This is a genomic window from Rhodopila sp., from assembly GCF_035548235.1.
GTDB lineage: Bacteria > Pseudomonadota > Alphaproteobacteria > Acetobacterales > Acetobacteraceae > Rhodopila.
Genome location: NZ_DASZTJ010000205.1, coordinates 1 through 11,290, shown reverse-complemented (window position 1 = coordinate 11,290; position 11,290 = coordinate 1). Strand labels below are relative to the sequence as shown.

Genomic DNA, 11,290 nt, shown 5'->3' with positions numbered 1-11,290 from the left:
GGCCCGGTCAAGCCGGGCCATGACGGAACGAACGTGGACGGCACGAAGCGAACGTGGACGGAGAGTCGCCATCGACGCCGTTTAGTATAACACCGAAACCTTGTCAGCGTTATGCGAAACGAATCAAAATTCGCCGGGCCGCAATTCGCGGGCCATCCGGTCCAGGACCGCGTTGGCCATGCCGGGCTCGTTGCCGGTGAAGAAGCCGCGCGCCACGTCGAGGTACTCGTTGATCACGACCTTGGCCGGCGGTCCGTCCGTCATCGACAACTCGGCGCCGGCAGCCCGCAGCAGGGCGCGCAGCACGGGGTCGAGACGCGCCATCGGCCAGCCTTCGGGAAGCGCGTCTACGAGCAGCGTGTCGATCGTGTCCTGGCGCTGGGTGGCCATGCGCACCACGCGCTGGAACAGCGAGACCTCGGCATCCGGCACGCGGCCGTCTTCGTACCCGTTCTGGCCGGGCAGGACGCCCAGCCGGTGGCGTACGAACTGGTCGATCACCGTCTCGGGGCTGTCGCCGGCCTGCTCGCTCTGGAACAGCGCCTGCACGGCGGCGACCCGGGACGCGGTACGCGTCCGGGCTTTTGGACCTTTGCCCATCACGCCGCGCCGAAATGCTGGGCGGCGATCAACTGCATGACCGAGGCGACCGCGGCCTCCGACCCCTTGTTGAACCCGTCCAGGGTCGAGCGTGCCTGCGCCTGCGCCATGGTGTCGCAGGTCAGCAGGCCGGTGCCGAGGCATAGGCCGAATTGCAGCGCCACGTTCATCAGCCCGTCCATGGTGGATTTGCTGATGAACTCGTAATGGTCGGTCTCGCCGCGGATGATGCAGCCCAGTGCGACGTAGCCGTTGTATTTGCGCGACCCGCGCAGCGCGAGGCGGATCGCCTGCGGCAGTTCATAGGCGCCGGCGACATCCAGCGTCTCCGAGGTGGCGCCGGCTTCCGTCAGGATGCTGCGGGCGCCGGTGGTCAGGTTGTCGACGACCTCCCGGTAATAGGGGGCCCGCACGATCAGGAAATGCGGCGCGACTCCCTTGATCTTCGGCGCTCGGGGGATCGGGGCGTCGGCGGTGCTCATCCTTCGTAGTCCACTCCGACGACGTTGGGGATCGGGCGCTGTTCGACAATGTTCAGCCCATAGCCGTCAAGCCCGATCACGGTGCGGCGGCGGTTTGTCAGCAGGACCATGTTCTTGACCCCCAGGTCCAGCAGGATCTGCGCGCCGATGCCGTAGTCCCGCAGTTCCCGGCTGACCTTCGGTCCGCCCTTGGCGATCTGGCCGACACGTTCCGCGAGCGCGGTGGGCCGGTGCTCCCGGATCAGCACGACGACGCCGCGGCCGGCCTTGGCGATCATGTGCATCGCGTTGTGCATCGCGATCCAATGCGGGCTGCCGGTCATGTCGTCCAGCAGGTCGACGGCGTGCATGCGCACCATCACCGGTTCGGGGCCGGAGACGTCGCCCTTCACCAGCACCAGGTGCTCCTGGTACTCGACGGTGTTGGCATAGACGATCGCCTTCCACTCGCCGCCGGCGGGATGCTCGTAACGGCCTTCCTCGACCTTGCGCACCAGCCGTTCGGTCAGCCGGCGATAGGCGATCAGGTCGGCGATCGTGCCCAGCTTCAGGTTGTGGTGCTGGGCGAAGGCGACCAGGTCCGGCAGGCGGGCCATGGTGCCGTCGTCGTTCATGATCTCGCAGATCACCGCGGACGGGTTCAGGCCGGCCTTGCGCGCGATGTCGACCGACGCCTCGGTGTGGCCGGCGCGCACCAGCGTGCCGCCTTCGCGCGCCACCAAGGGGAAGATATGGCCCGGCGTGGTGATGTCCTCGCGCGTGCTGTCGGGGTTGATCGCCACCGCGACGGTGCGGGCGCGGTCGGCGGCCGAGATGCCGGTGGTCACCCCCTCCCGCGCCTCGATCGACACGGTGAACGCGGTCTGGTGGCGGGTGCCGTTCTGCCGGCTCATGAGCGGCAGGCCCAGCGCGTCCACCCGGTGGCGGGTCAGCGCCAGGCAGATCAGGCCGCGGGCGTAGCGGGCCATGAAGTTGATCGCGTCCGGCGTGGCGAACTGCGCGGGGATGACGAGGTCGCCCTCGTTCTCCCGGTCCTCGTCGTCGACCAGGATGAACATGCGGCCGTTGCGGGCTTCCTCGATCAGTTCCTCGACCGAGCAGAGGTATTGCGACAGGTCGGCGGTGACGAGATTGGCTTTTTCCATCACGCGGTCTCCCGCAGCCGAGCCACGTAGCGGGCCAGCATGTCGATTTCGATGTTGACCTTGTCGCCGGGCTTCGTCGTGCCGAAGGTGGTGACGGCGGTCGTATGGGGGATGATGTTCACACCGAAAGTATCGTCCCCGACCTCGTTCACGGTCAACGAGACACCGTCGACCGCGATGCTTCCCTTCACCGCGATGAAGCGCGCGAGGTCCTTGGGGACGCGGAAGACCCAGCGATGCGATGCGTTTTCCGGAGTTGTCGATACAACTGTCCCGACGGCATCGACATGACCTGAAACCAGATGGCCGCCCAGCTCGTCGCCCATGCGCAAGGAGCGCTCCAGGTTGACGCGGGAGCCCTGTGTCCAGGTCCCGAGTTTTGTATGCGCCAGCGTCTCGGCGGAGGCGTCGACGGCGAACCAGTCGGCGCCGAATTCGATCGCGGTCAGGCAGCAGCCGGAGCAGGCGATCGATGCGCCCAACGCCACCGGCGGATCGTCGAGGAACTCGGCGGGGGTCGCGATCGTCAGGCGCATGTCGCGTCCCCGGGCGATCGGATCGATGGCCGTGACGGTGCCGAGGGCGGTGACTATTCCGGTGAACATGGACCCTGCCTTGCGTAAGTGGTCAGCATGTCGCGACCTACGGGCATTGTGCAATGCCGCAAAAAGCGGGGCATCGTTGCGAGTTTGTCGATGCCGAACGCCTGCACGGCGGGCCAGCCGTCGCCGCCCATGATCGCGGGGGCGTGGAACCAGGCGATACGGTCGACGAGGTCGGCCCGCAGCAGCGCCGCCGCCAGTTGCCCGCCGCCTTCCACCAGCACGCGCGTCAGGCCGGCGGTCCCCAGCGCGCGGAACGCGGCGGCGAGGTCGAGGCCGGCGGTGCCCGGCGGCACCTCGATCAGCGTCGCGCCGACATCGGCGAAGGCCCGCCGCCGCGCCGCGTCGGCGCCGTTGCGGTGCAGGAACCAGGTCGGCGTTTCCCGTGCCGTGACCACGAGCCGCGAGGTCAGCGACGTGCGCAGATGGCTGTCGGCGATGACGCGCACGACGGGCGAGGGGCGGAAGCCGGGGATGCGGCAGGTCAGCGCCGGGTCGTCGGCCAGCACGGTGCCGACGCCGACCATGACCGCGTCGTGGTTGCCGCGCAGCGCATGGGCGACGCGGCGGGCCTCGGCCCCGGTGATCCATTGGCTCTCGCCGCTGCCGGTGGCGATGCGGCCGTCCAGGGTGGTGGCGAGCTTCAGCGTCACCATCGGCCGGCCTTGGGTGACGCGGGTGTAAAAGCCCAGCAGGACGTCGTCGGCCTCGGCCTTGAGCAGCCCGGTTTCGACCACGACCCCGGCGGCGCGGAGCTGGGCCAGCCCCTGGCCGTTGACCCGCGAATCCGGATCGCCGGTGGCGGCGACGACGCGGGCGATGCCGGCTTCGATCAGCGCGTCGGTGCAGGGGGGCGAGCGGCCGGTGTGGCAGCACGGTTCCAGCGTGACATAGGCGGTGGCGCCGCGCGCCTGCTGCCCGGCCATCGCCAGCGCGACGCGTTCGGCATGGGGCCGGCCGCCGGGCCGGGTCGTCCCGCGTCCGACGACGCGGCCATGGCTGACGATGACGCAGCCGACCGAGGGGTTGGGCCAGGTGGTGCCCAGGCCCCGCCGCGCCAGGGCGAGGGCGGCGTGCATATGGGCGAGGTCAGTCATGGCGGACAGGCGTTCGTTTCAAACTCCTCAATCCTCGACGGCGGGCGTGCCCAATCCCCCGACAAACTCCTCGAAATCCTTGGCTTCCCGGAAATTCCGGTAGACCGACGCGAACCGCACATACGCCACTTTGTCCAGTTCCTTGAGCGTGTCCATCACCAGCTCCCCGATCTGCTTGCTGGGGATGTCGCTGTCGCCCGAGGCTTCCAGTTGCCGGACCAGGGAGTTGACGATGCGTTCGATCCGCTCCTCCTGGATCGGCCGCTTGCGCAGCGCGACGCGGATCGAGCGGGCGAGCTTGTCGCGGTCGAACGGCACGCGCCGGCCGTCGGACTTCACCACGGTCAGCTCGCGGAGCTGGACGCGCTCCACCGTGGTGAAGCGCTGGCCGCAGGTGCCGCAGAAGCGGCGGCGGCGGATCGCGCTGTTGTCGTCGGTCGGACGGCTGTCCTTGACCTGGGTGTCCTCGTGTCCGCAGAACGGGCAGCGCATCAGCGTGCCGGCCCAGGAGTGCCGTAGAGCGGGAAGCGGGCGCACAGCGCCTTCACCCGCGCGCCGACTTCGGCTTCCACCGCCGTGTTGGTCCCGTCATTGGACCGGCCCAGCGCTTCCAGGACCTCGTTGATCATCAGGCCGATCTCGCGGAATTCGGCCATGCCGAAGCCGCGCGTGGTGCCGGCCGGCGAGCCGAGGCGGATGCCGGAGGTGACCGCCGGCTTCTCGGGGTCGAACGGGATGGCGTTCTTGTTGGCCGTCATGTGGGCACGTTCCAGGCTGGCCTCGGCAGCCTTGCCGGTGACCCGCTTCGGGCGCAGGTCCACCAGCATCAGGTGGCTGTCGGTGCCGCCGCTGACAATGTCGAGGCCCTGGGCTTTCAGCGTTTCCGCCAGCACGCGGGCGTTGTCCTGCACCGCCTTCTGGTAGATGCGGAACTCTGGCCTCAGCGCCTCTCCGAACGCCGCCGCCTTGCCGGCGATGACGTGCATCAGCGGGCCGCCCTGCAGGCCGGGGAAGACGGCCGAGTTGATCTTCTTGCCGATCTCCAGGTCGTTCGACAGAACCATCCCGCCGCGCGGGCCGCGCAGGGTCTTGTGCGTCGTCGTCGTCACCACATGGGCGTGCGGCAGCGGGCTGGGGAACAGCTCCGCCGCGACCAGCCCGGCGAAATGCGCCATGTCGACCATGAAATAGGCGCCGACCTCATCGGCCACGCGCCGGATGCGGGCGAAATCGATGAAGCGGGGATAGGCCGACCCGCCGGCGATGATCAGCTTCGGCTTCTCGGCGCGGGCCAGGCGTTCCAACTCCTCGTAGTCCAGCAGCCCGTCTTCCTTGCGCACCCCGTATTGCACGGCGTGGAACCACTTGCCGGACTGGTTCGGCGCCGCACCGTGCGTCAGGTGGCCGCCGGCGGCGAGGCTCATGCCCAGGATCGTATCGCCGGGCTGCAGCAGCGCCAGGAACACCGCCTGGTTGGCCTGCGCGCCGGAATGCGGCTGGACGTTGGCGAAGGCGCACCCGAACAGCGTCTTCGCCCGCTCGATCGCCAGCGTCTCGGCCACGTCGACATAGACGCAGCCGCCGTAATAGCGGCGGCCGGGATAGCCTTCGGCATACTTGTTGGTCAGCACCGAACCCTGGGCTTCGAGCACCGCGGCGGAGACGATGTTCTCCGACGCGATCAGCTCGATCCCGTCCTGCTGGCGGTGCAGCTCCTTGCGGATCGCGTCGGCCAGTTCGGGATCGGTCTCGGACAGCGGGGCGGAGAAGAAGCGCTGGGTGGCCGAGGCCAGGGTGTGGTCGTTCATGATCGGTCCCGATGGGTCAGATGAAGCGGGTCGTCTAGCACGAGGCGCCGTTGGGGAGAAACGGTGGTAAGGAACGGGAGGACGACGCCGGGTGGCGGCCTGTTGGCCCGAAAGAGACCCGATCTCGCGGCGAGTCTCTCCTTGGATAACCCATCAAGATGGGTTATAGGTCCTCATGGTCACGGTGTCGCGTGCATACGGCTTTCGCGTGGTCATCTTCGTGAACGATCACCATCCGGCCCATGTCCACGTTTTTGGTGATGGGAAGCCAAGATCAACCGGCGCGGCCGCGATGGTTTGCCCGAGCTGATCTGGGCAGACGGAATGAGCCACGGAGAGCTTCGCCGCGCCATGCGCATCGTGACTGAGCACCAGACGGCTCTGCTGGCACGTTGGGAGGACATCCATGGTTGAACTGACTGACGCCGAGATCGGAGCCGCACTGGCACGCGGCAAGGCCGCGCGCCTGCATGAGCCGCGGGGCACTGCTGCGCGCTATGATCGCCAGCTCGATCGCATCATTGTCGATCTGACGAACGGTTGTACTTTCGCCTTCCCGTCCCGCCTCGGGCAGGGACTGGAAAACGCATCGGAGGATCAGCTTGCCCAAGTCGAGCTTCTCGGTGCCGGCACGGGGCTGCATTGGGAAGCGCTCGATGTCGATTTATCGATCCCTGACCTGCTTGCCGGCCTTTTCGGAACGAAGGCTTTCATGGCCCGACGCGCCGGGCGGGCGACCTCCTCTGCCAAGGCTGCGGCCGCACGGGCCAACGGAGCCAAAGGCGGGCGCCCCAGAAAAACGGCCAACGGCTGATTGATAGCGCAGCCGGCCCCGACCGCCACCCCTTCGGCCGGCTGATCGAGGAACCCGTTGTCCGCGACTCGGGGGAGCGGGCAAAATGCCGGCTGATGCCTCCCGACAATCCCGTCACGCTCGACCTGCCCGATCAGGCCGCCACGGAAGCCTTGGCCGCGCGCCTCGCCGGCCTGGCCCATCCCGGCGACTGCCTTCTGCTCGAAGGTCCGCTGGGCGCCGGCAAGAGCACCTTCGCGCGCGCCTTCCTGCGCGCGGCGGCGGGCGATCCGGCGCTGGAGGTGCCGAGCCCGACCTTCACCCTGGTGCAGGTCTACGACACGCGGCTGGGGGAGGTGTTCCATTATGACCTGTGGCGCCTGGACGGTCCCGGCGCGCTGGCCGAACTCGACTGGGACGACGCGCTGAACGCCATCGTCTTGGTCGAATGGCCCGACCGGCTCGGCGACCGCCGCCCCGCCGATGCGCTGACCGTCACGTTCGCCCTTGGACACGGCGAGGCCCGCCGCGTGACGCTGACCGGCTGGCCGGGACGCGTCCCGGCATGACCCGGGACGCGCAGATCGCCGCCTTCCTGGCCCGCCATGGCGCGACCCTGGCCGACACCGAACCCCTGGCGCAGGACGCCAGCTTCCGCCGCTACCTGCGGGTGCGCCGGCCGATCCGGGCGGTGCTGATGGACGCCCCGCCGCCCGAGGACGTGCGGCCCTTCCTGCAGATCGCCCGGCATCTTTACGCACAGGGCCTGACGGTGCCCGAGATCCTCGACGCCGATCCGGATATTGGTCTGGTCCTGGAAGCCGATTTCGGCGACGCGCTTCTGTCCACCCTGCTGGACGCGGGCGAACCGGCGGAACCGCTGCTGAACCGAGCGGTGGATGCGCTGGTGCAATGGCAAAGGGCGGAACCGCCGCCGGGCGTGCCGGCCTGGGACCATGTCCCGATGACCGCCACCGCCCTCGGCACCCTGTTCGACTGGTGGTGGCCGGCCCGCTACGGCGCGCCCGCGCCCGCCGGGGCGCGCGCCGACGTCGAAGCCGGCCTGACAGAGATGCTGCGCCCCGTCGCCGAGGGCCCGCGCTGCGGCGTCCATCGCGACTGGTTCGCCGGCAACCTGCTGAGCCTGCCGGACGGTGGCGTCGGCATCATTGACTTCCAGACCGCCGCCATCGGCCATCCGGCCTATGACCTGATGTCGCTGCTGCAGGACGCCCGCCGCGACATCCCCGAGAGGGCTGCCGCGTCCGCTTTCGCCCGCTACCTCGCCGCCCGTCCGGACCTCGACCCCGAGGCCTTCAAAGCGGCATATCAGGCCTGCGCGGCGCAGCGGCATCTTCGTGTCGCCGGGCAGTGGGTCAGGCTTGCGTTGCGCGATCACCGGCCGCAATACCTCGCGTACGGGCCGCGGACATGGCGGCTGCTGCGGGATGCCCTGGCGCAACCGGCGGCGGCGCCGCTGGCGGCCGCCCTCGATCGTTGGATACCGGCCGCCGACCGCGGCAACCCACCAGGACTCGCGACATGACTGTCTCCCCTCGCTCCGCCATGGTCCTGGCCGCCGGCTTCGGCACGCGCATGCGGCCGCTGACCGAGACCACCGCCAAGCCGCTGCTGAAGCTGGGCGGCAAGACCCTGCTGGACCACGCGCTGGACCATCTGGCCGAGGCGGGGGTCGAAACCGCCGCCGTCAACACGTTCTGGCAGGCCGACGCCGTGGCGGAGCATCTGCGCCGCCGCACCGCGCCCCCGCGCACGGTCCTGCTGCGGGAGGACGTGCTGCTGGAAACCGGCGGCGGCGTGCGGGCCGCCCTGCCGGTGCTGGGCGACGACCCGTTCTTCGTCGTCAACGGTGACGCGTTCTGGCTGAACGGACCCATCCCGGCGTTGCTGCGGCTTGCCGATGCGTTCGATCCGTCGGTGGACGCGGTGCTGCTGCTGCAGCGCACCTCCCACGTCCACGCCGATGTCGGGCTTGGCGACTTCGCGCTGGACAAGTGGGGCGTGCCGCGCCGCCGCCGCCAGCGGGAGGTGGTGCCATATATCTATGCCGGCGTGCAGTTGATCCGTCCGGAACTGCTGGAGGACCTGCCCGAAGGCCCGTTCAGCATGAATCTCGCCTGGGACGCCGCCCTGGCGAAGGGCCGGGTGCGGGCGGTGGTGCATGACGGCATCTGGTTCCATTTGTCGACGCCCCAGGACCTGGCGGAGGCGGAGCTGATCCTGCCCGCCCAGGTCACCGGCGACGCACGCTGGCCGTGGCGCTGAACCTCTACACCGTTCCGACAGAGACACCGTTCCTGGACGCCTTGGCGCGCGGCTGGCTCGCGCGAAGCGGCGACCCCCTGGCTGTCGGGCGCGGCCTGATCCTGTTGCCGACCCGCCGCGCCGCGCGGTCCCTGGCCGAAGCGTTCCTGCGCGCCAATGACGGCCGCCCGCTGCTGTTGCCGCGGATCACTGCCATCGGCGCGTTGGACGAAGCGCCATTGGCCCTGTCCGGCACGCTCGATCTGCCGCCTGCGATCGAACCAATGCAGCGGCTGGCGGCCCTGACCCGATTGATCCTGAAGCTGGAGGGCCGCAACGGCGCACCCCGGACGGCGGACAGGGCCTGGCCGCTGGCACGGGAACTGGCGGGGCTGATGGATGAGGCGGAGCGCGCCGGGATCGACTTGCGCACCAGCCTGCCGGACGCCGCCGATCCGGCGTTTGCGCATCACTGGGCCGAGACGCTGGCCTTCCTGCGCATCGTCACCGACGCCTGGCCGCATTTCCTGACCGAGACCGGCGTGATGAACCCTGCCGCGCGGCAGGTCGCGCTGCTGGAGGCGCAGGCGCGCGCCTGGCAGGCCGCTCCGTCCCCGGACCCGGTGCTGATCGCCGGCACGACCGGCGGGATCCCCGCGGTGGCGCGGCTGCTGAAGGTGGTGGCGAGGATGCCCGGCGGGCAGGTGGTGCTGCCGCAGTTGGACCTGGCCATGAGCGACGCGGCATGGACCGCGCTGGAACCCACCCACGCACAGGCCGGGCTGGCGCGGCTGCTGGGCGAACTGGGGGCGAGCAGGGAGGATGTAGGGGTGTGGCCCTCCCCCGTCATGGTGGGCGCAGGGACGGGAACGGCCGGAAAGGGGACGGCGGCAGGAAGTTCCCGGTTCCGCCTCCTCTCCCGCGCCCTCCTCCCGGCCGAGGCCCTCCATGACTGGATGGACGGCGGACCTGTTGCCCTGGACGGTCTCTCCCGCCTGAACGCCGCCGACCAGCAGCATGAAGCGCAGGCCATCGCGCTCGTCCTGCGCGATGCGCTGGAGACGCCGGGCGCGCGGGCGGCGCTGGTGACGCCGGATCGCGGTCTTGCCGAACGGGTCGCGGCCTGCCTGCTGCGGTTCGGCATCGTCGCCGACGACAGCGCCGGGGAGCCGCTGGCCGCCACGCCGCCCGCCGTCTTCCTGCGCCTGCTGGTCAGAGCGGTGGCCGACCAATTGGCGCCGGTCGCGCTGCTCGCGCTGCTGAAGCATCCGTTCGCCGCCGCTGGCTTGACCCCGATCGCCTGCCGCGACGCCGCCCGCGTGCTGGAGAAGCGGTGCCTGCGCGGTCCGCGCCCGACGCCCGGCCTCGCCGGCCTGCGCCAGGCGGTCGCGGAGAATGCCGCCGACCTGCAGCCCTTCCTCGAGCGCCTGGAGCATGCGCTGGAGCCGGCCCTGCGCTTCGAGACCGCCGCCGCCATCCCGGCCCCGGACGCGCTGACCGCGGTGATCGAGGCGGCCGAACGCCTTGCCGCCACGGACGGGACACCGGGCGCGCACCGGCTCTGGGCAGGCGAGGACGGCGAGGCGCTGGCCGCCAGCCTGGCGGAGTTGCGTGTCGCCTCCGCCGTGCTGCCCGACCTGCGACGCGGCGTCCTGCCGGGCCTGTTGGACGAGGTGCTGCGGGGTGCGGTCGTGCGCAGCCGCCGTGCGCTGCGCGCCGGCGCTCCAGGTGGCGGTGTCCAAGGGGGTGGTTCCCAAGCGGCCTCTGTCCAGGGAAGTGCCGTCCAGGCCGAACATCCCCGCATCTTCATCTGGGGCTTGCTGGAGGCACGCTTGCAGGCGGTGGACCTGGTCGTCCTCGGCGGCTTGGCGGAGACCGTCTGGCCGCCCGCCGCCGAACCCGGTCCGTGGCTGTCGCGGCCGATGCGGACGAAGATGGGTCTGCCCTCGCCGGAGGAGAGCGTGGGGCAGGCGGCCCACGACTTCCTGGGCGCCTGCTGCGCCGCCCCGCGCGTGGTGCTGTCCTGCCCGGCGCGGCGGGACAATGCCCCGGCCGTGCCCTCGCGCTGGCTGACGCGGCTGGACATGTTCCTCGCCGCCCGGGGCCAGGCGCTGCCGGCCCATCCCGCCGCCGCCTGGGCCGCCGCGCTGGACCAGCCCGACGGGGAGCCGACGCCGGTGAAGCCGCCGCGGCCCCGGCCGCCGGTGCCCCTGCGCCCGCGCCGGTTGAGCGTCACCGAGATCGAGACCTGGCTGCGCGACCCATACGCGATCCACGCCCGCCACATCCTGAAGCTGCCGGATTTGAAGCCGCTGGAGGAAGCGACGGACGCCGCCGATTACGGCACCATCGTGCATGAGGCGCTGCGGCTGTTCCTGCGCAAGCACGGCGCCGCCTGGCCGCCCGATGCGCGCGAGGAGGTGCGGGCGGCGACGCGGCGAGCCCTGGCCGCCGCCGGGCTGCGGCCGGCGCTGCAGGCCTGGTGGGCGCCCAGGCTG

12 protein-coding genes are annotated in these 11,290 nt (G+C 70.4%); 5 read left to right on the top strand and 7 right to left on the bottom strand.

The features are described 5' to 3' along the window. Window positions 1–123: 123 nt before the first annotated feature. From nusB to glyA, 7 genes are read right to left on the bottom strand one after another with little or no spacing between them, the layout of a single operon-like run. Window positions 124–600, bottom strand: coding sequence for a transcription antitermination factor NusB (nusB, locus tag VHB27_RS17055; protein WP_325602647.1), 477 nt, complete (start codon window positions 598–600; stop codon window positions 124–126). Beyond that, entirely contained in the window at window positions 600–1,082 is a 483-nt protein-coding gene (ribH, locus tag VHB27_RS17050) for a 6,7-dimethyl-8-ribityllumazine synthase (RefSeq protein ID WP_325602645.1), read from the bottom strand. The genes nusB and ribH overlap by 1 nt, the downstream gene beginning before the upstream one ends. Then, window positions 1,079–2,227 (bottom strand): 3,4-dihydroxy-2-butanone-4-phosphate synthase, encoded by a 1,149-nt coding sequence (gene ribB, locus VHB27_RS17045; protein ID WP_325602643.1) that lies wholly within the window; start codon window positions 2,225–2,227, stop codon window positions 1,079–1,081. The genes ribH and ribB overlap by 4 nt, the downstream gene beginning before the upstream one ends. Continuing rightward, window positions 2,227–2,832: a riboflavin synthase gene (locus VHB27_RS17040; protein ID WP_325602641.1), complete on the bottom strand. Its 606-nt coding sequence runs from the start codon at window positions 2,830–2,832 to the stop codon at window positions 2,227–2,229. The genes ribB and VHB27_RS17040 overlap by 1 nt, the downstream gene beginning before the upstream one ends. Next, window positions 2,817–3,926: a bifunctional diaminohydroxyphosphoribosylaminopyrimidine deaminase/5-amino-6-(5-phosphoribosylamino)uracil reductase RibD gene (gene ribD, locus VHB27_RS17035; RefSeq protein WP_325602639.1), complete on the bottom strand. Its 1,110-nt coding sequence runs from the start codon at window positions 3,924–3,926 to the stop codon at window positions 2,817–2,819. Before ribD ends, VHB27_RS17040 begins: the two co-directional genes overlap by 16 nt. 27 nt (window positions 3,927–3,953) lie before the next feature. Then, window positions 3,954–4,418 (bottom strand): transcriptional regulator NrdR, encoded by a 465-nt coding sequence (gene nrdR / locus VHB27_RS17030; RefSeq protein ID WP_325602649.1) that lies wholly within the window; start codon window positions 4,416–4,418, stop codon window positions 3,954–3,956. Then, window positions 4,418–5,734, bottom strand: coding sequence for a serine hydroxymethyltransferase (glyA, locus tag VHB27_RS17025; RefSeq protein ID WP_325602637.1), 1,317 nt, complete (start codon window positions 5,732–5,734; stop codon window positions 4,418–4,420). The genes nrdR and glyA overlap by 1 nt, the downstream gene beginning before the upstream one ends. A gap of 406 nt (window positions 5,735–6,140) precedes the next feature. Between glyA and VHB27_RS17020 the strand changes: the two genes are divergently transcribed. The 5 genes from VHB27_RS17020 to addB all read left to right on the top strand — a co-directional run. Further along, complete coding sequence (locus VHB27_RS17020) at window positions 6,141–6,548, top strand: DUF2442 domain-containing protein (protein WP_325602635.1); 408 nt, start codon at window positions 6,141–6,143, stop codon at window positions 6,546–6,548. A gap of 95 nt (window positions 6,549–6,643) precedes the next feature. After that, window positions 6,644–7,096, top strand: coding sequence for a tRNA (adenosine(37)-N6)-threonylcarbamoyltransferase complex ATPase subunit type 1 TsaE (gene tsaE, locus VHB27_RS17015; protein ID WP_325602633.1), 453 nt, complete (start codon window positions 6,644–6,646; stop codon window positions 7,094–7,096). Beyond that, window positions 7,093–8,073, top strand: coding sequence for an aminoglycoside phosphotransferase family protein (locus VHB27_RS17010; RefSeq protein ID WP_325602631.1), 981 nt, complete (start codon window positions 7,093–7,095; stop codon window positions 8,071–8,073). The genes tsaE and VHB27_RS17010 overlap by 4 nt, the downstream gene beginning before the upstream one ends. Then, window positions 8,070–8,813, top strand: coding sequence for a nucleotidyltransferase family protein (locus VHB27_RS17005; protein ID WP_325602629.1), 744 nt, complete (start codon window positions 8,070–8,072; stop codon window positions 8,811–8,813). The genes VHB27_RS17010 and VHB27_RS17005 overlap by 4 nt, the downstream gene beginning before the upstream one ends. Next, window positions 8,804–11,290 (top strand): double-strand break repair protein AddB (addB, locus tag VHB27_RS17000; RefSeq protein ID WP_325602627.1); only part of this gene is annotated, 2,487 nt, incomplete at its 3' end. The genes VHB27_RS17005 and addB, both read left to right, overlap by 10 nt.